The organism is Achromobacter sp. T5-5, from assembly GCF_055397965.1.
Map to the genome: position 1 here is coordinate 4,721,156 of NZ_AP027919.1, position 26,409 is coordinate 4,747,564.

General features: G+C 67.2%; 18 protein-coding genes and 1 pseudogene. 3 read left to right on the top strand and 16 right to left on the bottom strand.

Translation table 11 applies throughout. From position 1 onward, the window contains the following. Positions 1 to 62: 62 nt before the first annotated feature. The 4 genes from phbB to ACZ50Q_RS21475 form a co-directional block, all read right to left on the bottom strand. Positions 63 to 800 carry an acetoacetyl-CoA reductase gene (gene phbB / locus ACZ50Q_RS21460; protein ID WP_076519492.1) on the bottom strand — a complete coding sequence of 246 codons (738 nt, stop codon included), beginning with the start codon at positions 798 to 800 and terminating at the stop codon, positions 63 to 65. 77 nt (positions 801 to 877) lie between these two features. Beyond that, positions 878 to 2,509, bottom strand: coding sequence for a class I poly(R)-hydroxyalkanoic acid synthase (phaC, locus tag ACZ50Q_RS21465; RefSeq protein WP_092577942.1), 1,632 nt, complete (start codon positions 2,507 to 2,509; stop codon positions 878 to 880). Positions 2,510 to 2,633: 124 nt separating this feature from the next. Continuing rightward, positions 2,634 to 3,398 (bottom strand): peptidoglycan editing factor PgeF, encoded by a 765-nt coding sequence (pgeF, locus tag ACZ50Q_RS21470; protein WP_092577941.1) that lies wholly within the window; start codon positions 3,396 to 3,398, stop codon positions 2,634 to 2,636. Next, on the bottom strand, positions 3,386 to 4,384 hold the full coding sequence (locus tag ACZ50Q_RS21475; protein WP_464079497.1) for an RluA family pseudouridine synthase: 999 nt from the start codon (positions 4,382 to 4,384) through the stop codon (positions 3,386 to 3,388). The genes pgeF and ACZ50Q_RS21475 overlap by 13 nt, the downstream gene beginning before the upstream one ends. A gap of 137 nt (positions 4,385 to 4,521) precedes the next feature. On the opposite strand from ACZ50Q_RS21475, the gene ACZ50Q_RS21480 reads away from it, so the two are divergent. After that, positions 4,522 to 5,280 (top strand): outer membrane protein assembly factor BamD, encoded by a 759-nt coding sequence (locus ACZ50Q_RS21480; protein ID WP_254791946.1) that lies wholly within the window; start codon positions 4,522 to 4,524, stop codon positions 5,278 to 5,280. Between the two features lie 110 nt (positions 5,281 to 5,390). On the opposite strand, the gene ACZ50Q_RS21485 is transcribed toward ACZ50Q_RS21480, so the two are convergent. Next, positions 5,391 to 7,481: an ATP-dependent DNA helicase gene (locus ACZ50Q_RS21485; RefSeq protein ID WP_076519483.1), complete on the bottom strand. Its 2,091-nt coding sequence runs from the start codon at positions 7,479 to 7,481 to the stop codon at positions 5,391 to 5,393. Positions 7,482 to 7,719: 238 nt separating this feature from the next. Here ACZ50Q_RS21485 and tex point away from each other — a divergent pair, with 238 nt between their 5' ends. Beyond that, complete coding sequence (gene tex, locus ACZ50Q_RS21490) at positions 7,720 to 10,092, top strand: RNA-binding transcriptional accessory protein Tex (protein WP_092577936.1); 2,373 nt, start codon at positions 7,720 to 7,722, stop codon at positions 10,090 to 10,092. Between the two features lie 342 nt (positions 10,093 to 10,434). Further along, positions 10,435 to 10,941 carry a TMEM165/GDT1 family protein gene (locus ACZ50Q_RS21495; RefSeq protein ID WP_092577934.1) on the top strand — a complete coding sequence of 169 codons (507 nt, stop codon included), beginning with the start codon at positions 10,435 to 10,437 and terminating at the stop codon, positions 10,939 to 10,941. Between the two features lie 69 nt (positions 10,942 to 11,010). On the opposite strand, the gene ACZ50Q_RS21500 is transcribed toward ACZ50Q_RS21495, so the two are convergent. The 11 genes and pseudogenes from ACZ50Q_RS21500 to ACZ50Q_RS21550 all read right to left on the bottom strand — a co-directional run bounded on the left by ACZ50Q_RS21500 (position 11,011) and on the right by ACZ50Q_RS21550 (position 26,179). Then, on the bottom strand, positions 11,011 to 12,366 hold the full coding sequence (locus ACZ50Q_RS21500; RefSeq protein WP_464079498.1) for a tryptophan--tRNA ligase: 1,356 nt from the start codon (positions 12,364 to 12,366) through the stop codon (positions 11,011 to 11,013). 67 nt (positions 12,367 to 12,433) lie between these two features. Then, positions 12,434 to 12,757: a DUF3325 domain-containing protein gene (locus tag ACZ50Q_RS21505; RefSeq protein ID WP_464079499.1), complete on the bottom strand. Its 324-nt coding sequence runs from the start codon at positions 12,755 to 12,757 to the stop codon at positions 12,434 to 12,436. Beyond that, on the bottom strand, positions 12,754 to 14,490 hold the full coding sequence (locus tag ACZ50Q_RS21510) for a PepSY-associated TM helix domain-containing protein (protein WP_464079500.1): 1,737 nt from the start codon (positions 14,488 to 14,490) through the stop codon (positions 12,754 to 12,756). The genes ACZ50Q_RS21505 and ACZ50Q_RS21510 overlap by 4 nt, the downstream gene beginning before the upstream one ends. After that, the gene (locus ACZ50Q_RS21515; protein ID WP_076519471.1) at positions 14,487 to 14,768 is read right to left on the bottom strand and encodes a DUF3649 domain-containing protein; all 282 of its coding nucleotides are present in this window, start codon (positions 14,766 to 14,768) and stop codon (positions 14,487 to 14,489) included. Before ACZ50Q_RS21515 ends, ACZ50Q_RS21510 begins: the two co-directional genes overlap by 4 nt. A 201-nt stretch (positions 14,769 to 14,969) precedes the next feature. Continuing rightward, positions 14,970 to 17,437: pseudogene (locus tag ACZ50Q_RS21520) on the bottom strand (TonB-dependent siderophore receptor). A gap of 142 nt (positions 17,438 to 17,579) precedes the next feature. Next, complete coding sequence (locus ACZ50Q_RS21525) at positions 17,580 to 18,578, bottom strand: FecR domain-containing protein (RefSeq protein WP_464079501.1); 999 nt, start codon at positions 18,576 to 18,578, stop codon at positions 17,580 to 17,582. Beyond that, positions 18,571 to 19,104, bottom strand: coding sequence for a sigma-70 family RNA polymerase sigma factor (locus ACZ50Q_RS21530; protein ID WP_092577922.1), 534 nt, complete (start codon positions 19,102 to 19,104; stop codon positions 18,571 to 18,573). Before ACZ50Q_RS21530 ends, ACZ50Q_RS21525 begins: the two co-directional genes overlap by 8 nt. Before the next feature lie 110 nt (positions 19,105 to 19,214). Beyond that, positions 19,215 to 20,306 (bottom strand): cell division protein ZapE, encoded by a 1,092-nt coding sequence (zapE, locus tag ACZ50Q_RS21535; RefSeq protein WP_076519466.1) that lies wholly within the window; start codon positions 20,304 to 20,306, stop codon positions 19,215 to 19,217. Between the two features lie 106 nt (positions 20,307 to 20,412). After that, positions 20,413 to 21,840, bottom strand: coding sequence for a dihydrolipoyl dehydrogenase (lpdA, locus tag ACZ50Q_RS21540; RefSeq protein ID WP_092577921.1), 1,428 nt, complete (start codon positions 21,838 to 21,840; stop codon positions 20,413 to 20,415). Positions 21,841 to 21,972: 132 nt separating this feature from the next. Next, a complete protein-coding gene (gene odhB, locus ACZ50Q_RS21545) occupies positions 21,973 to 23,208 on the bottom strand; it encodes a 2-oxoglutarate dehydrogenase complex dihydrolipoyllysine-residue succinyltransferase (protein ID WP_092577919.1) in 1,236 nt (411 codons plus the stop codon). 103 nt (positions 23,209 to 23,311) lie between these two features. Then, complete coding sequence (locus ACZ50Q_RS21550; protein ID WP_464079502.1) at positions 23,312 to 26,179, bottom strand: 2-oxoglutarate dehydrogenase E1 component; 2,868 nt, start codon at positions 26,177 to 26,179, stop codon at positions 23,312 to 23,314. Positions 26,180 to 26,409: the final 230 nt, after the last annotated feature.

The following is a 26,409-nucleotide window of genomic DNA, read 5'->3' on the forward strand; positions in this document are numbered from 1 at the left end:
GGACGGCCCTCTGGCCGAGGCCGTCCGGCGCCATGGGGCCGCCTACGGGCGGCCCGGCCGCGTCAGCCCATGTGCAGGCCGCCGTTCAGCGAGAAGTCCGCGCCGGTCGAAAAGCCGGATTCGTCCGAAGCCAGCCACGAGACCATGGATGCGATTTCCTCGGGCGTGCCCAGGCGGCGCACCGGAATCGTCGCGACGATCTTCTCCAGCACGTCCGGGCGGATGGCCCGGACCATGTCGGTGCCGATATACCCGGGCGAGATCGTGTTGACGGTCACGCCCTTGCTGGCCACTTCCTGCGCGAGCGCCATGGTGAAGCCATGGATGCCGGCCTTCGCCGTGGAGTAGTTGGTCTGGCCGAACTGCCCCTTCTGGCCGTTGACCGAGCTGATGTTGATGACCCGCCCCCACTGACGCTCGACCATGCCGTCGATGACCTGCTTGGTCACGTTGAACAGGCTGTTCAGGTTGGTGTCGATGACCGCCCGCCAATCGTCGGCGCTCATTTTCCGGAACAGCCCGTCGCGGGTGATGCCCGCGTTGTTGACCAGCACGTCGACCGGCCCGAGCTCGTTGGTGATCTTTTCGAATGCGGCAACCGTGGAGTCCCAATCGGACACGTTGCCCACCGACGCGTGGAACGTAAAGCCCTGCGCGGCCTGCTCATCCAGCCATTGCTGGTAATTGCGGCTGGGGCCGCAACCTGCCACCACGCGAAAGCCATCCTTGGCCAAGCGCTGGCAAATAGAGGTGCCAATCCCGCCCATCCCGCCTGTTACGTAAGCCAGTTTTCCGCTCATTGGACTTCCTCCTGTGTGCGACGGACGCCTCGTTGATTAACTTTCTTCATGACCGGGGATCGATCGCGAATCGCGGTCTATGCCGCCCGGACCTTCACGTACCTGCCAGGAGCCGGCTCTATGGGCCGGTACTTGGCATTGCCTGCCTTCGTCCTTGCTTTGACCTGCTTGCCGGAATGTCCGGCCAGCCAGGCGGCCCAGTCGGGCCACCAGCTTCCCGGGTGCTCCACCGCCTGCGAGAACCAGGCATTCGGGTCGCCCGGCAGCGGGCCGGCCTGCTCCAGTGCGTCGGCCGACCAGTAGCTGCGGCGCTTTTTGGCGGGCGGATTGACCACACCGGCGATGTGGCCCGATGCGCCCAGCACGAAACGCTGCTGTCCGCGCAGCAACTGCGTGGACGCGTAGGCCGACACCCAGGGCACGATGTGGTCTTCGCGCGATCCGAATATATAGGCCGGCATTTTCAGCCGCGTCAGGTCCAGCGGCATGCCGGCAGCCTGGGCGCGGCCCGGCACCTTGAGATTGTTCTCAAGGTAGGTATTGCGGAAATACCAGGAAAAGAAGGGGCCCGGCAGGTTCGTGCTGTCGCCGTTCCAGAACAGCAGGTCGAAGGCCGGCGGCTTCTGTCCCTTCAGGTAATTGCCGACCACGTAGTTCCAGACCAGCTCGTTGGGGCGCAGGAACGAGAACGTGGTGGCCAGGTCGCGGCCCGGCATCAGTCCGCCGTTGCCCAACTGGTGATCGCGCATGAGCGCGTGCGCTTCGTCGACGAAGACCTTCAGGACGCCGGTGTCGTGGAAATCGAGCAGCGAGGTCAGCAGGGTCAGCGAGGCCACCGGATGCTCGCCGCGCGCCTCGGCCAACGCCAGCGCGGAGGCCAGCATCGTGCCGCCCACGCAGAAACCCAGCGCGTTGACCTGCGGCTGCCCGGTGATGTCGCTGGCCACGCGCAGCGCCTGCAGCACGGCATCGTCCAGGTAGTCGGACCAGGTGGCGCGGTCCACGCCGTCGGTGTCGGCGGCGACCGGATTGCGCCAGGAAATCAGGAAGACCGTGTAGCCCTGCTCCACGGCATGGCGCACGAAGGAGTTTTCCGGCTGCAGGTCCAGGATGTAGAACTTGTTGATGTTCGGCGGCACGATGACCAGCGGCCGCTCATGGACGGTGGCGGTCGAGGGTGCGTACTGGATGAGCTGGAACAGCTTGTTTTCGAAGACGACGTCGCCAGGCGTCGTGGCCACATTGCGGCCGATCTCGAATTGGGATTCGTCGGTCTGCGTGATGCGGCCCTTCTGCACGTCGCCCAGCAGGTTCGCCAGGCCTTCGTTCAGGGCGCGGCCCGCGCTTTCGACGATGGAGCGCTGGGCGTCGGGGTTCAGCGCCAGGAAGTTGGACGGCGACAGCGCGTCGACCCACTGCATGATCGAGAACCGAAGCCGGTCGCGCATGGGTTCGCTGACCTGGGCGGCGTCGACCATGCGCTGCATGGCGCGGGCTGACAACAGATAGGTGTGCGCCAGCAGCAGATGCGACGCGTTGGCGGCCCAGGCCTCGCCGGAAAAGCGGCGATCGGACGGCGGCGCGAGCGCGCCGCGCCGGGCATCGTCGCAAATGCGTTGCCATTCACGAGAGAACTCAGCCTGGATGTCAGCCAGGACTTCCGGTGCCACGCTCACCGGAATGGGACCTGCGGAGAGATTGGCATTCACTTCGACACCTTGTTATCGAAACTTCGCGATTGATGTTGCATTCCGGGTCCAGGACTGTCAATGCGGGTATACAAGGAGGGCTGCAAGAGTAGGACGCAAGGCCAGCCCGGGCCTTTGCGCGAGATCAAACCGGGGCTAGCCAGGCCAGCATCGCCATGCGTCCGGTCACCCCGTCGCGGCGGTAGGAAAAGTACCGGTCCGCGCGCGTCACCGTGCATTCGCCGCTGAGCACCACCTCTTGTACCCCGGCGCGCCGCAGCCGGAAATCCGCCAATCCGGCGAGGTCCGCCAGCCATTTGCCCGCAATGCCGGGACGGGGCGCGAAAAAGCGCGCCGTGGCCGGATCGTCGCCCGTGAAGGCGTCCAGCACGTCTTGCCCGACCTCGAAGTGCCGCGGACCGATGCCCGGCCCGACCCAGGCCCGCCAACCGTCCGCCTGCGGGGCTTTGGCCTGCATGGCGGCCAGCGTCCGTTCCAGCACGCCGCCCGCCAGCCCGCGCCAGCCGGCATGCGCCGCGCCCAGTACCTTGCCCTCGGCATCGGCGATCACGACCGGCAGGCAGTCGGCCACCATGACGGCCAGCACCCGTCCGGGCTGCGCCGTGACGCTGGCGTCCGCCGCGGGTTCGGCAGGCACGTCGGGCCGGTCGGCGTCCACGACCTCGCTGCCATGGACCTGGCGCAGCCACAGGGGCGCGGACGGCACGGCCGCGCGCACGCGGCGGCGGTTCTCCGCCACGGCCTCGGGGTTGTCCTCGGCCCGCAGCCCAAGATTCAGGGTGTCGTGCGGCGCCACCCCCACCCCGCCCGACCGCGTCGTGCAGAAGTAGTTCACCCCTTGCCATTCGGGTCCCGTGACGACGGGCAGGCCCGCGATCAGGCGTTCCATGCAATGTTCTCCTGGACCTGCGCCATGTCGGCGGGCACCGGCGCGGCAAACCGGACCTCGCCCTGGCCGCCCGGATCGTCGAAATGCAGCGCGCGGGCGTGCAGCATCTGGCGCAGCGCCCCCGCGATGTTCTTGCCGCCATAGAGGGTGTCGGCCAAGAGCGGATGCCCCAGGCTGGCCATGTGCACGCGGATCTGGTGGGTCCGGCCGGTTTCCAGGCGGCACACCACTTCGGTCACCCGGCCGCCCGGCTCCACCATGCCGCGGCGGCCCGGTGCGTAATTGGTAATGGCCGGCTTGGGCGCCACGGGCCGCTCGACGCTCATGCGCACCGGCACGCGGGGATCGCGCCCGATGGCGCGGTCGACCTTGCCGGCGGCGGCCACCCAGCCATGCGCCAGCGCCACGTATTCGCGGCCCATGCTGCGCGCCTGGAGCTGGCGCACCAGGTGGGTCTGCGCGGTGTCGTTGCGGGCCACCACCATCAGCCCGGACGTATCCTTGTCCAGCCGGTGCACGATGCCGGCGCGGGCAACGTGGGCGAGTTCAGGATAGCGATGCAGCAGGCCGTTGAGCAGCGTGCCGCTCCAGTTGCCGGCCCCCGGATGGGTGACCAGGCCGGCGGGCTTGTCGACGACGATCCAGTCGGGACTTTCGGCGACGACGCCGAATTCGACGGGCTCCGCGGTGAAGGCCAGCGCGTCCGGCGCGGGCTGCGCCCAGATGGTGAGTTCGTCCCCCGGCCCGACCGTCTGGCGGATCTTGCCAGGCGCCCCGTTGACCAGGACGTTGCCGGATTCGATCCAGCCCTGCAGGCGGTTGCGGGAGTGGTCGGGCAAGAGGCCCGCCAGCACCTTGTCCAGCCGGTCGGCGCGCGTGGCGGACGGCACGGTTACAAATTGCGGCTCGCCGCGGCTGGTTTCGTCGAGATTTTCGTCGGCGCTATCGTCGGAAACAAGATCTGCGCGGGCGGCTGTATCAGACATGGAGACAAATCATATAATCAGCCTGCCATGCTACCACCAAGGATACGATTCTCGTGATTCACCACCCTGCAGCTCCCTCGAACCCCGCCTCCCGCAGCGGGCCGGTTTTGCGCGTGGTTCTTGCGCTACTTGCCGTCATGGTCATCGCCGGTTGCAGCGGCACGGACAGCAAGTACGACAAGACCACCAACTGGAGCGCAGAACAGCTCTACGCGGACGCCAAGGCTGAAATGTCGTCGGGCGGCTGGAAAGAAGCGCGCGAACGCCTGACCGCCATCGAGAGCCGCTACCCCTTCGGCGTGTACGCGCAGCAGGCGCTGCTCGAGCTGGCCTACGTCAACTGGAAGGACGGTGAAAACGAGCAGGCGCTGGCGGCCATCGACCGCTTCCAGCAGCTCTATCCCAATCACCCCGGCACCGACTACGCGCTGTACCTGAAGGGCCTGATCAACTTCACGCCGGCCAGCGCCTTCATGAGCAACATCACCGGCCAGGACCCGGCCGAGCGCGACCCCAAGGGGCTGCGCGCGTCCTACGACGCCTTCACCGAGCTGATCAAGCGCTACCCGGAAAGCAAGTACAGCGTCGACGCCGAAAAGCGCGTGGCGTGGCTGGTCAACACCATCGCCATGAACGAAGTCCACGTCGCCCGCTACTACTACGAGCGCGGCGCCTACGTGGCCGCGGCCAACCGCGCGCAGACGGTGATCACCGATTTCGAGGGCGCGCCCGCCACCGAAGAGGCGCTCTACCTGATGGTCGAGTCGTACGACAAACTGAATATGACGGAACTGAAGAACGACGCCCAGCGCGTGTACGAAAAGAACTACCCGAACAGCGAGTTCCGGACCAAGGGCCTGAAGGCCGACAAGAGCTGGTGGAATCCGTTCAACTGATCGGATCCCGCCCGCATGGGAAAGAAAATGGCCCTTCTTCGGAAGGGCCATTTTTTTGCCTGCGCCCAGCCGACCCGGTCCGGCTTGGCTTGGCTTGGCTTGGCTTGGCTTCAAGCGTCGTCGGAACCGCGCTTGCGCCGGTAGAACGCCAGCACCTCTTCCAGTTCGCGGGTGCGCGCAAACGGCGGCAGACCGCGCCACAGGCGCTTGCCGTAGGGCTTTTCGACGAGCCGCGCGTCGCCCACCATCAGCACGCCCCAATCGGATTCCGTGCGGATCAGCCGGCCCGCGCCCTGCTTGAGCGAGATGGCGGCTTCGGGAAGCTGGTATTCCGCGAACGGATTGCCGCCCTGCGCGCGGCAGGCGCGCAGACGCGCCTCGATGACCGGATCGTCGGGCGGCGCGAAAGGCAGCTTGTCGATCGCCACTAGCGTCAGCACGTCGCCCGGCAGGTCGATGCCTTCCCAGAAGCTTGCGCTGCCCACCAGCACCGGATGCGTGAGCTTGCAGAAGCGGTCCAGCAGATCGCGGCGGGTGCCCTCGCCCTGCTTGAGCAGCGGCCAGTCGTGCCCCGCGTCGTCGAAGGCGTCGGCAAGCAGGTTCGCCACCTTGTCCACCGCGCGCAGCGTGGTACAGAGCACCAGCGTGCCGCCGGGGCTGGCTTCCAGCAGCGGCATCAAGGTCTGGACGAAGCGGTCCAGGAATTGCGGGGACTGGGGCTCGGGCATGCCGCGCGGCACGAACAGCAGCGCCTGCTCGGGGTAGTCGAACGGCGACTCCCACTTGCCGGTGCGCGCGCGGTCCAGGCCGAGCTGGCTGGTGAAGTGCGTGAATTCGCCATTCACCGACAGCGTGGCCGAGGTCATGATCCAGGCCTGGCCAGGCTTGCGGAACTTGGAGAAGGCCTGCGCCACCGACAGCGGCGCCGAGTGCAGGCGCACGTGATGCAGGCCGTGCTCGACCCAGCGCACCGCCGGGCCGGTCCATTGCTCGGCCAGCGCGGCGCCTTCCAGCAGGGCGGCCGGCGTGGACGGCCCGTCGCCCAGCGCGTCCTGCGCGGGCGCCTGGTCGTCGCGGCCCCAGCCTTCGTCGTCCAGCGCGGCGCCGCCGCGTCCGGGCGTCGCCCAGCGCTTGAGCTTGACCGAGATTTCGGCGCCCATGCGCGCGGCCGTGAGCAGGTCCGGGTGTTTTTCAGCCACCGCGCCCAGCGCCTTGGTGGCACCGTCCACGGCTTCGCGCAGCGCCAGCAGCGCCTCGTCGAATTCCTCGGGATTGGGAATGGCCTCGAAGGTGGCCTTGCGGCCCGGCATCTTGTCCAGCGGCGCGCAGACCAGGCGCAATTCGCGCGCGGCGGTTTCCAGGTGGCGGCTGACGTCGCTCCATTTGGCCGCTTCGCGCGCATAGGCCAGCCCCGCCACTTCGAGGGCGCGGCCGAAGTCCATCAACTGGTGCGTGGACACGCTGCTGCCCAGAAAGCGCGTGGCGGTGTCGGGCAATTGGTGCGCTTCGTCGAAGATGACGGTGTCGGCTTCGGGCAGCAGGTCGGTCACGCCTTCTTCACGCAGCATCAGGTCGGCCATGAAGAGCGCGTGGTTGACGACCACCACGTCGGCCTCCTGTGCCTGGCGGCGCGCCTTGACGACGAAGCAATCGCGGATGCGCGGGCACTCCTGGCCCAGGCAGTTCTCGCGCGTGGAGGTCACGCGCTGCCAGATGTCGGCGTCTTCCGGCACCTGCGCGAGGTCGCCGCGGTCGCCGGTTTTGGAGATGCCCGCGAACACCTGGATCTGGCGCAGTTGCTGGATCTCGGTGCGCGACTTCAGCGCGCGCTCGTCGCCCTGCAGGCGTTCGAGGTGATAGTGGCAGACGTAATTGCCGCGGCCCTTGAGCAGCGCGGCGGTCACGGGCGCGCCCAGCGCCGCGCGCACGCGCGGCAGATCGCGCGTGTAGAGCTGATCCTGCAGGGTGCGCGTGCCGGTGGAGATCAGCACCTTGCCGCCCTGGATGAACGCGGGTACAAGATAGGCCCAGGTCTTGCCGATGCCGGTCCCGGCCTCGGCCACCAGCGTGGCGCGGTCCTGGATGGCCTGGCCGATGGCCTGCGACAGCTCCACCTGCGAAGGACGCGGCTTGTAGCCGGGCATGGCGGTGGCCAGCGGCCCGTCGTCGTCGAAGAATTCGGAAATGTCCAGGTCCAGCATTACAGCAGCCTAGTGTCGGTCGGAGGATGGGGTGAACCGGTGCCGGGACGATCGGTTCGGGCGCCAGACACTGAATTGGGAAGGACCCAAATGATACCCGCTGCCGCCGCGCTTTTCGGCTTGCGGGCTACCGCAAGGCCGTTGCCAGAGGGACAGATCGGTCCCTCCGGGCACGTTCTGTAACAACGGCTTATGGCACAATCCGCCCCTCGTTTTCCCTTTTTGCCGTCGTATAGAGATGTCTGAAACTTCCACTATCACGAACGTCGCCGCCGGCGTCGACAACGCCCGCATCGTCGCGCAGCTCGCCACCGAGCTGGGCGCGCGCGCCTCCCAGATCGCTGCGGCGGTGGAACTGCTGGATGACGGCGCAACCGTGCCCTTCATCGCCCGCTATCGCAAGGAAGCGACCGGCGGCCTGGACGACACCGTGCTGCGCAACCTGGAAGTCCGCCTGGGTTACCTGCGCGAACTCGAAGAGCGCCGCGGCGCCATCCTGGAGTCCATTTCCCAGCAAGGCAAGCTGACGCCCGAGCTGCAGCAGGAAATCGCCGCCGCCGACACCAAGCAGCGCCTGGAAGACCTGTACGCGCCGTACAAGCCCAAGCGCCGCACGCGCGCCCAGATTGCCCGCGAGGCCGGCCTCGAGCCCCTGGCCGACGCCATCCTGGACGATCCCGCCTGCGATCCCGCCGCGCTGGCCGCGCAATACCTGAATCCCGAAGCCGCCATCAACGACGCCAAGGCGGCGCTGGACGGCGCGCGCGACATCCTGGCTGAACGCTACGCGGAAAACGCCGACCTGCTGGCCGACATGCGCGAGCACCTGTGGTCCACGGGCCTGCTCTACTCCAAGATGATCGAGGGCAAGGAAACCGAAGGCGCCAACTTCCGCGACTGGTTCGACTTCAACGAGCCGCTGCGCACCCTGCCCTCGCACCGCATCCTGGCGCTGCTGCGCGGCCGCCAGCAAGGCGTGCTTGAACTGCGCCTGGGCCTGGAAGCCGACCTCGAGGCCCAGACCCCGCACCCGTGCGTGGCCCGCATCGCCAATTTCCTGAAGCTGGGCAACGGCCTGTTCGCCCTGGATGCACCGCCGCGCGCGCGCTGGCTGGGCGAGGTCTGCCGCTGGACCTGGCGCGTGAAGCTGCTGACGGCCTTTGAAAGCGAACTGATCGGCCGCCTGCGCGAAAGCGGCGAAGCCGAGGCGATCCGCGTGTTCGCGGCCAACCTGAAAGACCTGCTGCTGGCCGCGCCCGCCGGCCCCAAGGCCGTGCTGGGGCTGGACCCCGGCATCCGCACGGGCTGCAAGGTCGCGGTCATCGACAAGACCGGCAAGGTCGTCGACACCACCACCGTCTACCCGTTCGAACCCCGCCGCGACCGCGAAGGCACGATCAACACGCTGGCCGCGCTGGTCGCACGCCACAACGTGGACCTGATCGCCATCGGCAACGGCACGGCTTCGCGCGAAAGCGAAAAGCTCGTGGGCGACATGATGGAACGCTTCCCCGACCTAAAGGTCACCCGCGTGGTGGTGTCCGAAGCGGGCGCCTCGGTGTATTCGGCCTCGGAAACCGCCGCCCTGGAATTCCCCGACCTGGACGTGACCCTGCGCGGCGCCGTGTCCATCGCCCGCCGCCTGCAGGACCCGCTGGCCGAACTGGTCAAGATCGACCCCAAGGCCATCGGCGTGGGCCAGTACCAGCATGACGTCAACCAGCGCGAGCTGGCGCGCTCGCTGGACGCCGTGGTCGAAGACTGCGTGAACGCCGTGGGCGTCGACGTGAACACGGCGTCGGCGGCGCTGCTGGCACGGGTGTCGGGCCTGAACTCGCTGCTGGCCAAGAACATCGTGGCCTTCCGCGACGAAAACGGCGCCTTCCCCACGCGCGAGATCCTGCGCAAGGTGCCGCGCTTTGGCGACAAGGCGTTTGAGCAGGCCGCCGGCTTCCTGCGTATTCCCAACGGCGACAACCCGCTGGACGCATCGGCCGTGCACCCCGAGGCCTATCCCGTCGTCGAGCGCATCGTCGCCAAGATCAAGGCCGACGTGCAGCAGATCATCGGCCAGCGCGAAGCGCTCAAGGGCGTGTCGCCGTCGGACTTCACCGACGAACGCTTCGGCCTGCCCACGGTGAAGGACATCTTCGCCGAACTCGAAAAGCCCGGCCGCGATCCGCGTCCGGAATTCAAGACGGCGCAGTTCAAGGAAGGCGTGGAAACGCTGAACGACCTGTACCCGGGCATGGTGTTGGAAGGCGTGGTGACCAACGTGGCCAACTTCGGCGCCTTCGTCGACATCGGCGTGCACCAGGACGGCCTGGTTCACATCTCGGCGCTGGCCGAGAAGTTCGTGAAGGATCCGCGCGATGTGGTGCGCGTGGGCCAGACCGTCAGCGTCAAAGTGCTGGAAGTGGACGCGGCGCGCAAGCGCGTGGCCCTCACCATGCGCCTGAACGACACCGCCGCGCCGGCCCGCCGCAGCGGCGACGCCCCCAAGGGCGGCGACCGTCCGCGCCGCCAGGGCGACGGCGGCCGCGGGGCGGGGGCAGCCGCGGGGTCGATGAACAGCGCCATGGCCGACGCGTTCGCCAAGCTCAAGCGCTGATCCGCTGATCCATGGGTTCCGACGCTCCGGCGTCCGACCTTCCGCAAAAAACCGGTGCCTCGCGCACCGGTTTTTTTTCGCCCCGGCCACGCCGCAGCACCTAGGGGTTTCCCGTAAATCGCCCGCTTTCGTTGCGTTCGCTCAATTCGACGTTCCAAAAATAAGTGAAAATATCGAATTGTGTCCAAATAATAAAAATCACACGCAAGGGTGAGAACCGGATGACCTTCCTTCCGGCGACGCAAAAATCCACGATCAGGCGAGTTGCGGCGCGAAACGTCTATCGGGTAGCAGCATCAGAACAAGAGCGCGCCCCCCTGATAGACCGGAGATCCGTCCGCCATGCTCAGCACCATTACGCTTGCCGCCAACGAAACCGCAATCATTACCGAAAAAGAAGCCGCGCCCAGCGGCGTGTACGGCGACGTCACGTTGGGGCAGTACTCGCACCTGATCGTCGACGGCGCCAACGTGACCTTCAAGCACGTCACGCTGGAACGCCTGGGCAGCCGGGTCATCGAACTGCGCAACCAGGCGCAATTGCATGTCGGCGCGCTGGGCTTTGCCAGCATGGGCGCCAGCATCGTCTACCGCATCGGCACCGGATGCGTGCTGACCTACGACGCCAGCCAATGGGACCCGGAAGTCGTCGCCAACACCACGTTCGATTTCGCCAGCCAGGGCAGCGGCACGCTCAAGTATTTTCCGTTCATCAATCCGGAATGGCTGGACTGCCCCAATGTCACGGGCTATTCGCAGGGCGATCTGCTTGAAATCGCGGGCCAGGGCCACGTGCAGCGCTTCCAGGTGCGCGACGGCCGCATCGTGGCCAGCGCGCGCCTGAACTAGGGGCGCGGCTGCGCGAAGCGCAGGCCGCAACTGGCGCGCGCATGGCGCGCGCCGCCCCGTTCCGTACGGTTATTCCTGCGACAGCGACAGCAGCGCGTCGCGCGTACGCGCCAGCAGCGTGGCGGGCTCGCCCTGGGCGCCGGCAGGCGCCGTGGCCACGGTCACGCCATCGACCACCGCGCCGACGCCTTGCGCATCGGCCTGCAGCACGCTGTCGGCGGGCTCGGACTGCAGACGGCGCATCACGGCGCCGGCTTGCTTGGGATCGGCAAAGCGTTGCGACAGCAGCAATTCCTCGCCGTCGGCCGCCAGCAGGCGGAAGCGGAAGCCGCCGTCCTCGTCGCGGAAGCTGACGAAGCGCGCGCCCTTGGACTTTTCTTTCTTGCCCGGGGCGCCCTTGCCCGCCACCGCCCCCGCGCCCAGATTGCGCAGGCCCACGGCTTCGCGCAGTTCCTGCATGAACGGCACGGCCAGCTTGCGGGCCTTGGCCGCCCCGGCCTGCAGAATGTCTTCGATGCGGCCGGGATTGGCGATCAGTTCGACGTACTTTTCCCGCATGGGCGCCAGCAGGGTTTCCAAGTGTTCATACAGCGCCTGCTTGGCGTCGCCCCAGCCCATGCCCTCTTCGAGCTGCTTGCGAAACGCCGCCGACTGCGCGGGCGTGGCGAACGCGCGGTACAGCGTGTACAGGTGCGAGGACTCGGCGTCCTTGGGCTCGCCGGGTTCGCGCGAGTCGGTCACGATGCGCATCACGGAAGCGCGCAAGGCCTTGGCGCCGCCTTCGAACAGGGGAATCGTGTTGTTGTAGCTCTTGGACATCTTGCGGCCGTCCAGGCCCGGCAGGGTCGCCACGTCTTCCTCGATGACCACTTCGGGCAGCGTGAAGTAATCGCGCCCGTACAGGTGGTTGAAGCGCTGGGCGATGTCGCGGGCCATTTCCAGGTGCTGGATCTGGTCGCGGCCCACCGGCACCTTGTTCGCGTTGAACATGACGATGTCGGCGGCCATCAGGATGGGGTACGAGAACAGCCCCATGGTGATGCCGTCATCCGGATCGACGCTCTTGGCCACGTTCTGGTCCACCGAGGCCTTGTACGCATGCGCGCGGTTCATCAGGCCCTTGGCCGTCACGCAGGTCAGCAGCCAGCTCAGTTCGGGGATCTCGGGAATGTCCGATTGGCGGTAGAACGTCACACGCTCGTGGTCCAGGCCCACCGCCAGCCAGGTGGCGGCGATCTCCAGGCGCGAGCGGGCAACCCGCGCCGGGTCGTCGCATTTGATCAGCGCGTGGTAGTCCGCCAGGAAGAAAAATGCGTCCACGCCGGGTTGCGTACTGGCCTGGACCGCCGGGCGGATCGCGCCTGCGTAGTTGCCGAGATGGGGAGTGCCAGTGGTGGTGATGCCGGTAAGGACGCGGGTATTCATGAGGCGAAATGGCGGTTTGCTGGGGAAGCCGTCAGTGTAACGTGCCGCGGCGCGGCGGCCCCGCCGCCTACCACACCGCCAGCACCGGCGCGGCCAGCGCGCACAGGCCGCCGGCGGTCAGCGCCGCACGCGGCCGGAACGTCAGGAACCAGATCAGCAGCAGGCCCGCGATGCTGAGGATGCCGATCCATTCGACCGTCCCGTAGCTCCACCCCCAGACCGCCGCCGACGCCCACAAGGACAGCGCAAGCGCGCCCCAGCCGAACAGCCGCAGCGGCACCCGATGGCGGCGCGGCAGGGCCCGGTCGAACAGGTCTTCGTAGTGACGGTCCATGCCCAGGCACAGCGCGGAAAACCCCGCGTAGGCCAGGCAGAAGGCGGCCAGCGTCATGGCGTCTCACCTCGCGGTTCAAGTGGGGTCTGCGGCCGCGCAGCCGGGACGGCCGGTTCGTGCGGGGCTGGGAAAACGGCGGCTGCGGAGGAAGCAGCAGGGGTCGCAGCAGGAGCCGCGGCGGCAACGGCGGCCTTGACCGTTTCGCTGCGCGCGGCGCGCGGCTTGCCCGCCGTCCTGGCGGGCGCCTGGCGCGCCATGGCTGCCCTGCGCGCCATCCAGCCGAACACCAGGGCGCTCGCCAGGCAGGTCAGGTCAAAACCCGCCATCACCCAGTCCCCTTGCGGCAAGGAGACGCCCAGGTGCCGGTTCGTGGTCAGCGCATTGACCACCGGCACCAGGGCCAGTGCGGCCGCGGCAACGGCCAGCAGGTCGCGCCACTTGCGGCGCGGGAACAGGAAGGCGTAGACCAGGGACCCGCCCCAGGCCAGGAAAAAAGCACGAACCTCCCAGACCTGGCGGCCAGGCATGTCGGCCGGCAGCAGCCGGTTGGCCAGGAACACCGCGGCCACGCCGAACACGACGCCGGCGATGGTGCCCGCGTTCAGGCCATCCACCAGGCGCAGCGAGAACGCTTCGCGCGCGTCGCCCGGCCGCGCCTTCTGGCGACGCTTGGCGATCCACAGCACCAGGCCCGTCGCCACCATGGCCGTGCCGGCCAGGCTGACCAGGAAATACAACCAGCGCAGCACGGGTTCGGCGAACAGGCCCAGATGCAGGCCGGTGATCACGCCCGCCGTCGCCGCGGTGGCGCTGCGTTCGTCCTGGGCCTCCTGGAGCGCGCCCGTGGCGCCGTCAAAACGCATATAGGGCGCCAACAGGCCGTACGACACCCCATCGCTCACGCTGCGCACGAGCGTGATGGTGGCGCCCGCGTCGCCTGGGTTATTGACGGTCACGCGGCCGAGCCGTCCCTGCCAATGCTGCTGCGCCTGTTCCACCAGCGGGGCGATGGCAACCAACGGCGCGGGCCGGTTCTGCGGCGGCGTGACCCGGGAGGATTTGAAGACCTCGTTCGTGTAGTCGCGCGGCGTGTCGTACACGGCCAGGATGCCCGCGGGCATCAGCATCACCATGAAGAGCACCAGGCCGCTGAACGTGATCATCAGGTGGAACGGCAGGCCGAGCACCGACAACACGTTATGGCCATCCATCCAGGCGCGCTGGCCGCCCTTTTTCGGCCGGAAGGTGAAGAAGTCGGCGAAGATCTTCTTGTGCGTGATGATGCCGCTGATGATCGCCACCAGCATGAACATGCCCGCGATGCTGGCCAGCCAGCGTCCCCACGGAAACGCGGTTTCCAGCTCGAAATGAAAGCGGTAGAAGAAGTCGCCGCCGCGCGTCTGCCGCGCCGTCACGGCCTGGCCGGTGGCCGGGTCCAGCTTCACGCGCACGAAGCCGCGTTCGCCCGGCTTGGGCTTGGGCGTCTGATACAGCAATTGGATGAGCGGCTCGCGATCCGAGGGCGGCGTGATGAACCAGCGCCTGGCGTCGGGCGCATGGTCCGCCAGATAGCGCTGCGCCGTCTCGACCGCCTGGACGGCAGGGACCGGCTGCACCTGGATCTCGGGCTGCATCCAGCGCGTGATCTCGGGCCGGAAAAAGGCCAGCGAGCCGGTCAGGAACATGGCGAACAGCACCCAGCCGAAGATCAGGCCCGCCCACGTGTGCAGCCAGGACATGGACTGGCGCAGGCCCTCTTCGCCTGGCGCCTTGGGCTGGGCGGCCTTCATGCGGCCGCCGCCAGGCGATGGGCCAGGAACAGTCCGCCCAGCAGCGCGGCCGGGCCCAGGATGCCGGCCCAGGCGCGCCAGGCGTTGCGTGTCGCGAACACCCAGATCACGCCGCAGGCGTAGACCACGAAGGACAGCATCTGCGCCGCGGTCACGGCGTCCGCCCGTCCCAGCGGCAGCCAGACCGCCAGGCAGGCCGCCGCCGCCGAGGCCAGGGCATAGCCGCCCAGGATGGCGGCCGTCGCGCGGGAAAGAACGGCGAATCGGTAGCGCATCATGCCTGCGCCGGCTGCGGGAGCTTTCACGTGGAGTGTCAGGTGGTTGCGGGACGCTGGCGGACCCGGGGGTGGGAGGGGGCCCGAGCTTATCCGCCTTTCCCTGTATAAGGCCTGAATTATAACGATTCTCGTTAAGACAAAAAGACCCGATCGACGTGCGAAGCGCAGGCGACCCGCCGCGCGGGCCGCCCTTCCCCCGGCTTACCAGCGATACCGCAAGCTGGCCTTGATGGAGCGCTGGTAGCCGAACCAGCACCACGAATCGCCCGAGCACGAGGCGACGTATTCCTTGTCGAACAGGTTCTGCACGTTCAGCGCGACCTGCATGCCCTTGAGCGCGGGCGATGCGCGGCCCAGGTCGTAGTCCAGCATCAGGTCGACCAGCGTGACCTTCGGCACCTTCATGGTGTTGGCCTCGTTGGCGTAGGACGACCCGATATAGCGCACGCCGCCGCCCACGCCCAGCCCGGCGAGCGGCCCTTCCTGCAGCTGGTAACGCGCCCACGCCGACGCCTGCTGCGACGGCAGCGCGACGGGCGTCTTGCCGGTCAGGTCGAAGCCGGACGCGTTCGGATAAGCCTTGGTGTATTCGTTGTTCATGAGCGAATACGCGGCGATCAGATCAGCGACAGGCCGCGCATCGGCTCGGTCTTGGCCTCCAGCTCGATGCCCTGCGTGCGCAGCTCGCCCGCCTGGATCGAGCAGCGGCCGCCCGCCGTGCCGCACAGGTGCGTCGGATCGGGATCGGTGGTGGTCATGTTCTCGCGCCGGATGTCGAAGGCCGCGAAGGTCAGCATCGTGGCCGAACCCGGCGGCTGGTACTTGATGCCCACTTCGTACTGCTTGCCCTCGATCGGCTTGAACGGCGTGTTGTTCCACCCCGTGCCGGACTGCGGCTCGAACGATTCCGAATAGCTGAAGTACGGCGCCACGCCGTTGTCGAAGTTGTAGATCGCGCCGAACCGGCCCGAGAACGCTTCCGCGTTGAGCGCCGACGGCGTGACGCGGCCCGAGGCGATGGCCTTCGTCTCGCCCACGCTGCGCGACCAGTCATAGCGCCCGCCCAGGAGGAACGACAGGCGGTCGATCCTGATCTGGTCCTGGAAGTACACGCCGGTCTGGTACTGCGTGGTGGTGGCGTCGCTGGAGAACGCCGGCACCGGAATGTTCTGGAAATTGTCCGGGTTCTTCACGTACAGCGGCGGCGCCGAGCCAAAGCCCGACAGCGTGTCGGTCTTGACGTGCTGGTAGTCGAAGCCGACCAGCACGTTGTGGCGGATCCTGCCGGTGTCGAACCGCGCCTGCAGGTTGTTGTCCAGGGTCAGCGCGCCCACGTCCACGTCCGTCGCGATCGACGCCCGCTGGTGGTACAGATAGCTGCTGTCCGTGTAGCCGTAGTAGTTGGTCATCGCGCCGTAGACGCTGCGGTACTTCGCGTCCGAATGCGTCCAGCGCAGGCTTTGCGACGCCTTGAAGGTGTCGTTGAAGCGATGGTCCAGGATGTAGCCCAGCGAATAGCTCTTGCGGTCGCTTTTCTCGAAGTTGGCGTCGCCGTCGTAGTAGTCCGCCGGCAGCTGGAAGCCATCGGGCGCGCGCAGCAGGGTGCGCATGGCCGGCAAGGCGCCGTACGAACCCATGTCGGGATCGTGCTGGAAATTCGTAAGGATCGTCAGCGAGGTATCGGCATTGGGTTTCCAGGCGAATGCCGGCGACACGAAATAGCGGCGCTCCTTCGTGTCCCGCACCTGGCCGTCGGACATGTAGCCCGAACCCACCAGGCGGTAGAGGAACTTGCCTTCTTCATCGATGGGACCGCCGAAGTCCACGTTCGCGCGGCGGAAATCGTAGTTGCCGACCTGCAGCCCCACTTCGCGCAGCGGCTCGTCCAGCGGCCGCTTGCTGACCTGGTTCACCACGCCGCCGGGGCCGCCCTGCCCGTACATGACCGACGCCGGCCCCTTGAGCACGTCCACGCGCTCCAGGCGGAAGGCGTCCACCTGCGGCAGCGCATCGCGGCCGCCGAACACGCGCAGCCCGTCCAGGTAGGTGGACGCCGAAAACCCGCGCACGGTGAACTGGTCCAGGCGCGTCGCCGTGGCGCCGCGCGACTCCGTGGCCACGCCGGCGGTGTAGCGCAGCACCTGGTTCAGCGTCTGCGCGCCCTGCTCGGTGATCTGTTCGCGCGTGATCACGGACACCGACTGGGGCGTCTCGATGAGCGGCGTATCGGTCTTGGTGGCGCTGGCGCTGGCGGTGGCCACGTATCCCACCGTGGGCGCATAGGCGCTGTCCGACAGGCCCGTGACCGTCACGGGCGCCAGCGTGTGCGCATCGCCGGTGGAGACCGGCGCGGGCGCCAGGGTCCAGGCATTGCCCGACCGCGCGCGCGCCTGCAGGCCGCTGCCCGCCAGGATGCGCGCAAAGCCCGCGCCCACCGTGTAGGCGCCGTCCAGCCCTTCCGAACGCCGGCCCCGGACCAGCGCCGGATCGAACGAAAGCACCACCCCCGCGCTGCGCGCGAACTGCGTCAGCACATCGGCCAGCGGCCCGGCCGGAATCTGAAAAGTGCGTTGCGCGTTGACGGTGGCGGGCGCCGCGGCCGGCGTGGACTGCGCCCAGGCCGCCGGCGCGCCGGCGACCAGCGCGCCCGCGCAGGTGGCGGCCAGCATGGCCTGGCGGCCGGCGGTCATCGGTGCGCGCAGGCGCGGATGGAATGAAGCGGACACGAAGATCTCCCTGTACGGTGGTTTCTTCTGCTTTCCGTACGGGGATGCAAAACCTGCAATGCGCCGGCAAGAAAATGTGTAACAGTCAGGCGTCGCGGGGGCCGACCTGCAGCCAATACTGCGTATGGCGCGTGACGGTGATGGGCAAGGTGTGCTCCAGCGCCTTGAGCGCCCGTTCGGCGTCGTCCAGCGGAAACACGCCCGACAACCGCAGATGCGCCACCGCGGGATCGACGCGGATCACGCCCACCCGCTGACGCGCCAGATAGCCGGCAAAGTCGTCCAGGCGCCACTCCTTGGCCACCACCATGCCGTCCACCCAGGCGAGACCATCCGGGTCCGCCGCGGCGCGGCCGAGGTCGGCATCGTCGGCATAGGCCAGCCGTTCGCCGGCGCTCAGTGGCGTCAGGACACCCTGGCGCAGCAGCGCGACGCTGCCTTCGTACACGCCGACACGCACGTCGTCGGCCGTGCGCCGCAGGTCGAAGCGCGCACGCTCGGCGCGCAATTCGCCATGGCCGGTGTCCACCCGCAGCGCCTGCACGCCGGGGCGCGGGTCGGCCTGCACCAGCATCTCGCCGCGCAGCAGATCGATGTCGCGCGCGCTGCCGCGGACGTTGACGCGCACCGCCGTGTCGCTGTTGAGCGTGACGCGCAGGCCGTCCGCCAGCGCGAGCGCGCGGCGCTCGCCCACGGCGGTGCTGTAGTCCGCGACCAGGCGCTGCCAGGGCGCGTGGCGATAGCCCGTCCACCCGGTGGCGGCCACGCCGGCCACCGCGAGCAGGCTGCGCAGGGCGGTGCGCCGCCCGCGCGATGCCGGCGCGTTCAGCGCGGTGTGCGCCAACGCCGCCGGCACCCGGCGCGCATCGCGGCCGATGCCCTGCAGCCGGTCCCACGCCACGCGGTGGGCGGGATCCTGGGCCAGCCAGTCGCGACAGGACTGCTGCTCGCCCGCGTCGGCCACCCCGGATTGCAGCCGCGTCCACCAGGCGATGGCCTCGCGCACCACGGCGTCCGATGGCGGGCCCGCCGGCGCTCGGCCGTCCAGCGGCGCGCCGTTTGCGGCGTCGGCGGCGTCAGGCATGGATCGCGGCATAGCACGCGGACATCGCACGCACCATGTACTGTTGCACCGAGCTCAACGACACGCCCAGGCGTTCGGCGATCTCGGGATAGGTCAGGCCGTCAAGCTGCGACAGCAGGAACGCCGCGCGGGCCTTGGGCGGCAGCCCGTCCAGCAGGCGGTCCAGTTCGACCAGCGCCTGCAACTGCTCGGCCTGCGCTTCGGGAGACGGCGCATAGGATTCGGGCACGGCGGCCAGATAGGCAAGGTAGGCATGCTCCAGCGCGGCATGGCGCTGGTGATCCACCACCAGGCCCTTGGCAATGGTGGTGAGCAGTGCGCGGGCCTCGTGGGCGCGCACCTGCTTGCGGCCCTGGATCACCCGGACAAATACGTCCTGCGCCAGGTCCTCGGCGCGATGCTCGCAGCCGAGCTTGCGGCGCAGCCATCCGAACAGCCAGGGGCGATGATCGCGATACAAGCCATCGACGGGCGCGGCCGGGGTGTCGACGCACGGACCCGACGAGGAAAGCAAGGTGGAGGACAAGGTTGAGACTGCGGCGGTGAACCAAAGTCTCGGAATCTTAATTGATAATGACTTGCATTAACAATGACAGACGGCCCCGGTCCTTGAAAATAGGACCGGGTGAGGCATTGCTACAACGTCGCGGCCAGGCGGCGCTCGGATTCCAGGTATTCGCGCGACTGCATTTCAAGAATGCGCGAGACCGTGCGGTGGAACTCGTTGGCCAGCGCGCCCTGCGTGTAGATCTCTTCGGGCTCGCACTCGGCGGACATGATGAGCTTGACGCGGTGGTCATAGAACACGTCGATCAGCCAGGTAAAGCGACGCGCCTCGGAAGCCTGGCGCGGCCCCATGCGCGGCACGCCGGAAAGAATCACCGCGTGGAAGCGGTTGGCCAGTTCCAGATAGTCGTTCTGCGAACGCGGACCGCCGCACAGCGTGGCGAAATCGAACCACACCACCGAGCCGCCCAGCGCCAGCGCGCGGATCTCGCGATGCTCGATGTGCAGCACGGGCTCCTGCGGCGGCGTATCGGCCAGCGCATCGAAGGCCGCCTGCAGCGCCTGCTGCGCGTGCTCGTCCAGCGGCGTGTGATAGCTCTGCACCTGCTCCAGCGAGCGGCGGCGGTAGTCCACGCCCGCGTCCACGTTCATGACGTCCATGCGCGACTGGATCAGCGCGATGGCGGGCAGCACGCGGTCGCGGTGCAGCCCGTCGGTGTACAGCGTGGACGGTTCGTAGTTGGACGTCATCACGAAGGACGTGCCGTATTCGAACAGCTTGAGCAGCAGGCGGTGCAGGATCATCGCGTCCGCCACATCGGACACGTGGAATTCATCGAAGCAGATCAGCCGGTAGCGCTTGGCCACACGCTTGGCGACCTCGTCCAGCGGATCCTGCATGCCCTTCACTTCCTCCAGCTCGCGGTGCACGCCGCGCATGAATTCGTGAAAGTGCAGGCGCGTCTTGCGCACGACCGGCACGGTGGCGTAGAAGGCATCCATCAGGAAGCTCTTGCCGCGGCCCACGCCGCCCCACAGATAGACGCCCCGGGGCACGTCGGGACGGTTCAACAGCTTCTTGAGCGCGTTCGAGCGCATCGACTTGAACTTGACCCATTCGTCGTAATAGCGCTGCAAGCGGTCGATCGCCTTCTTCTGCGCTTCGTCGGGCTTGTAGCCGCGTTCGGCCAAGGCGTGTTCGTAGTATTCGCTGACGTTCATGTGGGAACCGGATCAGGCTGAATGAAAAAAGGCGAGAAACAACAGGGCAATAAAGAAAAGGGCGGGTCCTGGAACCCGCCCCGGTCTTGCAGAGGTCAAGCGCGGCTTAGAAGTTCAGCGCGCGCTTGTCCACGGCCAGAGCGGCTTCCTTCACGGCTTCCGACAGCGTCGGGTGCGCGTGGCAGATGCGGGCGATGTCTTCGGCGGCGCCGCGGAATTCCATGATGGTCACGGCTTCCGAGATCAGTTCCGAGGCCATCGGGCCCACGATGTGCACGCCCAGGACTTCATCGGTCTTGGCATCGGCGATCACCTTGGCAAAGCCGGTGGTGTCGCCCAGCGCGCGGGCGCGGCCGTTGGCCAGGAACGGGAAGCTGCCGGCCTTGTACTCGCGGCCTTCGGCCTTGAGCTGCTGCTCGGTCTTGCCGACCCAGGCGATTTCCGGCGAGGTGTAGATGACCCACGGCACGGTGTCGAAGTTGACGTGGCCGTGCTGGCCGGCGATGCGCTCGGCAACCGCCACGCCTTCTTCTTCGGCCTTGTGCGCCAGCATCGGGCCGCGCACCACGTCGCCCACCGCCCAGACGTTCGGCAGGTTGGTCTTGCAGTCGCCGTCCACGGCCACGAAGCCGCGTTCGTCCAGCTTCAGGCCCACGGCGTCGGCGTTCAGGCCGCCGGTGTAGGGCACGCGGCCGATCGAGACGATCAGCTTGTCCACGACCAGCTTCTGCTCGGCGCCCTTGGCGTCGACGTAAGGCACGGTCACCGACTTGGCGGTCGCCTTGATCTCACCGATCTTGACGCCCATCTGGATGTTCAGGCCTTGCTTGGTGAAGGCCTTCAGGGCTTCCTTGGCCACTTGCTGGTCGGCGGCGGCCAGGAATTCCGGCATCGCTTCCAGGATGGTGACGTCGGAACCCAGGCGGCGCCACACGCTGCCCATTTCCAGGCCGATCACGCCGGCGCCGATGACGCCCAGCGTCTTGGGCACGGCGCCGATGTTCAGGGCGCCGTCGTTGGACAGCACGACCTTTTCGTCGAACGGCAGGCCGGGCAGCTCACGCGCCGACGAGCCCGTGGCGACCACGACGTGCTTGGCAACCAGGTCTTCCTCGGCGGTGCCGGTGACCTTGATGGCCCAGCCGCCTTCCACCTGGCCGCTGAACGCGCCCTTGCCGTGGAAGAACGTGACCTTGTTCTTCTTGAACAGGTACAGGATGCCGTCGTTGTTCTGCTTGACCACCGTGTTCTTGCGGCCGATCAGCGTGTCGAGCTTCAGGCTGACGCCCTTGACTTCGATGCCGTGCTCGGCGAAGTGGTGGTTGGCCTGCTCGAAGTGTTCGGACGATTGCAGCAGCGCCTTGGACGGGATGCAGCCGACGTTGGTGCAGGTGCCGCCGGGAGCCGGGCCGCCTTGGCCATTCTGCCAGGCGTCGATGCAGGCGACCGACATGCCGAGCTGCGCGGCGCGGATGGCGGCGATGTAGCCGCCGGGGCCTGCGCCGATCACGACGACGTCAAATTGTTTGGACATAGTGTTCTCGCGAATGAGGGATGAAGAAGCGCACTTCCTGCCCAGCGTGGTCGTGCTGCGGGCCGGCGGGGAGCCGGCCCGGGCGCCGCGCGACTTGCGGGTCGCGCGCGGCGCCGGCCAGGGGCGTCGAGATTACAGGTCCAGCAACAGGCGCTGCGGATCTTCCAGGGCGTCCTTCATGGCGACCAGGCCCAGCACGGCTTCGCGGCCGTCGATGATGCGGTGGTCGTAGGACAGGGCCAGGTAGTTCATCGGGCGGATGACGATCTGGCCGTTTTCGACGACGGCGCGATCCTTGGTGGCGTGCACGCCCAGGATGGCCGATTGCGGCGGGTTGATGATCGGGGTCGACAGCATCGAACCGAACACGCCGCCGTTGGAAATCGAGAACGTGCCACCGGTCATTTCTTCGATGCCCAGCTTGCCGTCAGCGGCGCGGCGGCCGAAGTCGGCGATGGTCTTTTCGATTTCAGCGATGGACAGCTGGTCGGCGTTGCGCAGGATCGGCACCACCAGGCCACGCGGGCTGCCGACAGCGATACCGATGTCGAAGTAGCCGTGGTAGATGATGTCCTTGCCGTCGATCGAGGCGTTGATCAGCGGGTACTTCTTCAGCGCGGCAACGGCGGCCTTGACGAAGAACGACATGAAGCCCAGCTTGATGCCGTGTTCCTTTTCGAACTTGTCCTTGTACTTGGCGCGCAGGTCGATCACGGCCTGCATGTTGACTTCGTTGAACGTCGTCAGGATCGCGTTTTCCTGTTGCGATTGCAGCAGGCGCTCGGCGATGCGGGCGCGCAGGCGGCTCATCGGCACGCGCTGTTCCGGACGGCCGTCCAGCGACAGCGTGGTCGGGGCGGGCGCGGCGGCAGCCTTGGCGGGCGCGGCCTTGGGCTGCGCGCTGGCGGCCAGGGCGTCGCCCTTGGTCACGCGGCCGTCGCGGCCGGTGCCGGCCACGGAAGCGGCGTCAACGCCCTTCTCGGCCAGGATCTTGGAGGCGGCGGGCGACGCGACGCCGGCGGCGGCCGTCGAGGCCGGGGCAGCAGCGGCGGGGGCCGGCGCGGCGGCGGCTTGTTCAGCGGCCTTGGGGGCTTCGGCGGGCGCGGTGGCGGCGGCGCCAGCCTTGGCGGCCGTGTCGATGCGGGCCAGGACTTCGCCGGAGGTCACGGTGCTGCCATCGCCCTTGACGATTTCGGACAGCACGCCCGAGGCGGGGGCCGGCACTTCCAGCACGACCTTGTCGGTTTCGACTTCGATCAGGATTTCGTCCGCTTCAACGGCAGCGCCGGGCTGCTTCTTCCAGGTCAGCAGGGTCGCTTCGGAGACGGATTCGGAAAGTTGGGGAACGACGACGTCGGTAATAGCCATTTTGTTTATTCCGTAGAGAGTGTGTTCTTGTCACGCGGCGCGGCAAGGTTCGAAACGGGGTTCCGGAACGCTTGCCGCCCGCGGCGCGTGCATCAAGTAAAGGTTACTTCGTCAACATGACCTTGAACTTGGGCGCGAAGGCCGTTTCGATCAGGGCCTTCTGCTGCTCCTGGTGCTTGGCCAGGTAGCCCACGGCCGGCGATGCCGACGCGGCACGGCCTGCGTAGCCCAGCTTCTGGCCTTCGACCATGTTCTCGTACACGTGATGCTGAACGTAGAACCAGGCGCCTTGGTTCTGGGGTTCGTCCTGCACCCAGATGACTTCGGTGGCCTTCGGATACTTGCGCAGTTCGGCTTCGAACGACTTGTGCGCAAACGGATAGAGCTGCTCGACACGGACGATGGCGACGTGGTCGGCGCCACGCTCGCGGCGGGCGTTGACCAGGTCGTAGTACACCTTGCCCGAGCAAGCCAGCACGCGCTTGACCTTGCTGGCGTCGATGGCCTCGTCGACCTCGCCGATGACCGGGCGGAAGCTGCCGCCGGCCAGGTCGGTCAGGGGCGAACCCGCGTCCTTGTTGCGCAGCAGCGACTTCGGCGTGAACAGCACCAGCGGCTTGCGGAACGGGCGGATCATCTGGCGGCGCAGAACGTGGAAGATCTGCGAGGCAGAGGTCGGCTGGACCACTTGCATGTTGTTGTCGGCGCACAGCTGCAGGAAGCGCTCGATGCGGCCCGACGAGTGCTCGGGGCCCTGGCCTTCGTAGCCGTGCGGCAGCATCAGGGTCAGGCCCGACTGGCGGCCCCACTTGGCTTCGCCGGAGCTGATGAACTGGTCGATCACGACCTGGGCGCCGTTGACGAAGTCGCCGAACTGGCCTTCCCAGATGGTCAGCGTGTTGGGCTCGGCGCTGGAGTAGCCGTATTCAAAGCCCAGCACCGCCTCTTCGGACAGCACGGAGTCGATGACGGTGAACGGCGCTTGGCCTTCCGACACGTTCTGCAGCGGGATGTAGGTGCCGTCGTTCCAGCGTTCGCGGTTCTGGTCGTGCAGCACGGCGTGGCGGTGCGTGAACGTGCCGCGGCCCGAGTCCTGGCCGGTGATGCGGATGGCGTAGCCCGAGGACACCAGGGTCGCGAAGGCGAGGTGTTCGCCCATGCCCCAGTCCAGGTTCATTTCGCCCTTGGCCATGGTGCGGCGGTCGTTCAGCAGCTTGGCGACCAGCGGGTGCACCGTGAAGCCTTCCGGCACGGTGGTGATGCGTTCGCCGATGCGCTTGAGTTCAGCCAGCGGCACGGCGGTGTCGGCCTGGTCGGTCCACTTGGCGCCCAGGAACGGCGACCAGTCGATGGCGTACTTGCTCTTGTAGTCAGTCAGCACCGGTTCGATGGTGCGCTGGCCGTCTTCCATGAGCTGGCGGTAGTCCTTGACGAGCTGATCGGCTTCGCCTTCGGCCAGCACGCCTTGCGTGGTCAGCTTGTCGGCGTACAGCTTGCGCGTGCCGGGGTGGTGGCCGATGCGCTTGTACATCAGGGGCTGCGTCAGCGACGGGGTGTCTTGCTCGTTGTGGCCCAGCTTGCGGAAGCAGACGATGTCCACGACGACGTCGTGGCGGAACTGCAGGCGGTAGTCCAGGGCCAGCTTGGTGACGAACACCACGGCTTCGGGGTCGTCGCCGTTGACGTGGAACACCGGGGCTTCGATCATCTTGACCACGTCGGTGCAATACAGCGTCGAACGCGAGTCGCGCGGGTCGGACGTGGTAAAGCCGATCTGGTTGTTGATGACGATGTGCAGGGTGCCGCCCGTACCGTAGCCGCGCGTCTGGGCCAGGTTCAGGGTTTCCATCACGACGCCCTGGCCGGCAAAGGCCGCGTCGCCGTGCACCAGCACCGGCAGCACTTGCTTGCCTTCGGCATCGCCGCGGCGTTCCTGGCGAGCGCGGGCGCTGCCTTCGACGACGGGGTTGACGATTTCAAGGTGCGACGGGTTGAACGCCAGCGACAGGTGGACGGGGCCGCCGCGCGTGGACAGGTCGCTGGAGAAGCCGTTGTGGTACTTCACGTCGCCGTCGGTCAGGCCTTCGGCGTGCTTGCCTTCGAACTCGGCGAACAGGTCGCCGGGCATCTTGCCCATGATGTTCACGAGCAGGTTCAGGCGGCCGCGGTGAGCCATGCCGACCACGATTTCCTGGACGCCGTTTTCACCGGCGTGGTTGACCACTTCGTCCATCGAGGCGATGAAGCTTTCGCCGCCTTCCAGCGAGAAGCGCTTCTGGCCGACGTACTTGGTGTGCAGGAAGCGTTCCAGTCCTTCGGACTCGGTGAGCTGCTGCAGGATGTGGCGCTTTTCTTCCGCCGTGTACGTGGGCGCGCCCAGCGTCGTTTCCAGGCGTTCCTGGATCCAGCGCTTGGCGGCGGGGTCGGAGATGTGGGTGAATTCTGCACCGATGCTGCGGCAGTACGTGTCGCGCAGCGCCTTCAGGATGTCGCGCAGCGTCATCGTGCTGGCGGTCGTGAAGTACGTGTTGGTGGCCGAGTAGGTCTGGTCCAGATCGGCTTCGGTCAGGCCGTAGAAGGCGGGATCGAGTTCGGGGATCGGCGGACGTTCCTGGCGCTTGAGCGGATCCAGGTCGGCCCAGCGCGAGCCCAGCGAGCGGTAGGCGGCAATCAGCGATTGCACCGACACTTGCTTGCTGGCGACGCTCAGGTCGGGTTCGGCGGCGCGTTGCACGAAGGCATTGGCCTTGGCGCGCTGGGCGAACGATTCGACGATGGGAGCGTGGGCCTGGTCGCGGGTGGATTCCTGGCCGTCGGTCGCGGGAGCGTGCTGCAATTGGTCGAAATATTCGCGCCAGTTGTCAGGAACCGAACCGGGGTTATCGAGGTAGGCTTCGTAAAGCTCCTCGACATAGGGGGCATTACCCCCAAAGAGGTAAGACGTGGATAGAGATTCTATTTCCGAAGACATATCGCTTCACCTTTACGAGTGCTTCACTCGATACGATGCAGGAAAACCTTCCGCGACACGGGCTTCCCGTTAAGCGGATAGCAGGGGCAGAAGGCGCGTACAAGCCCTGAAAGCCTATGGTCGAAGAGTATAACCCTTTGAGTTTACGGGCGTCTTCCGCCAATTTTGTGCCGCGCAAAGCGCTTTCGGAATGCTTTCATGCGGCATCGGAATGTCCATTGAACCCCTGG

Excerpts from the sequence above, each read along its gene's own strand:
- phbB (WP_076519492.1), bottom strand. The coding sequence starts at position 800 with ATGAGCGGAAAACTGGCTTACGTAACAGGCGGGATGGGCGGGATTGGC.
- pgeF (WP_092577941.1), bottom strand. The coding sequence starts at position 3,398 with ATGGAACGCCTGATCGCGGGCCTGCCCGTCGTCACGGGACCCGAATGG.
- ACZ50Q_RS21475 (WP_464079497.1), bottom strand. The coding sequence starts at position 4,384 with ATGTCTGATACAGCCGCCCGCGCAGATCTTGTTTCCGACGATAGCGCC.
- ACZ50Q_RS21480 (WP_254791946.1), top strand. The coding sequence starts at position 4,522 with ATGGTCATCGCCGGTTGCAGCGGCACGGACAGCAAGTACGACAAGACC.
- ACZ50Q_RS21485 (WP_076519483.1), bottom strand. The coding sequence starts at position 7,481 with ATGCTGGACCTGGACATTTCCGAATTCTTCGACGACGACGGGCCGCTG.
- tex (WP_092577936.1), top strand. The coding sequence starts at position 7,720 with ATGTCTGAAACTTCCACTATCACGAACGTCGCCGCCGGCGTCGACAAC.
- ACZ50Q_RS21495 (WP_092577934.1), top strand. The coding sequence starts at position 10,435 with ATGCTCAGCACCATTACGCTTGCCGCCAACGAAACCGCAATCATTACC.
- ACZ50Q_RS21500 (WP_464079498.1), bottom strand. The coding sequence starts at position 12,366 with ATGAATACCCGCGTCCTTACCGGCATCACCACCACTGGCACTCCCCAT.
- ACZ50Q_RS21505 (WP_464079499.1), bottom strand. The coding sequence starts at position 12,757 with ATGACGCTGGCCGCCTTCTGCCTGGCCTACGCGGGGTTTTCCGCGCTG.
- ACZ50Q_RS21510 (WP_464079500.1), bottom strand. The coding sequence starts at position 14,490 with ATGAAGGCCGCCCAGCCCAAGGCGCCAGGCGAAGAGGGCCTGCGCCAG.
- ACZ50Q_RS21515 (WP_076519471.1), bottom strand. The coding sequence starts at position 14,768 with ATGATGCGCTACCGATTCGCCGTTCTTTCCCGCGCGACGGCCGCCATC.
- ACZ50Q_RS21525 (WP_464079501.1), bottom strand. The coding sequence starts at position 18,578 with ATGCCTGACGCCGCCGACGCCGCAAACGGCGCGCCGCTGGACGGCCGA.
- zapE (WP_076519466.1), bottom strand. The coding sequence starts at position 20,306 with ATGAACGTCAGCGAATACTACGAACACGCCTTGGCCGAACGCGGCTAC.
- lpdA (WP_092577921.1), bottom strand. The coding sequence starts at position 21,840 with ATGTCCAAACAATTTGACGTCGTCGTGATCGGCGCAGGCCCCGGCGGC.
- odhB (WP_092577919.1), bottom strand. The coding sequence starts at position 23,208 with ATGGCTATTACCGACGTCGTCGTTCCCCAACTTTCCGAATCCGTCTCC.
- ACZ50Q_RS21550 (WP_464079502.1), bottom strand. The coding sequence starts at position 26,179 with ATGTCTTCGGAAATAGAATCTCTATCCACGTCTTACCTCTTTGGGGGT.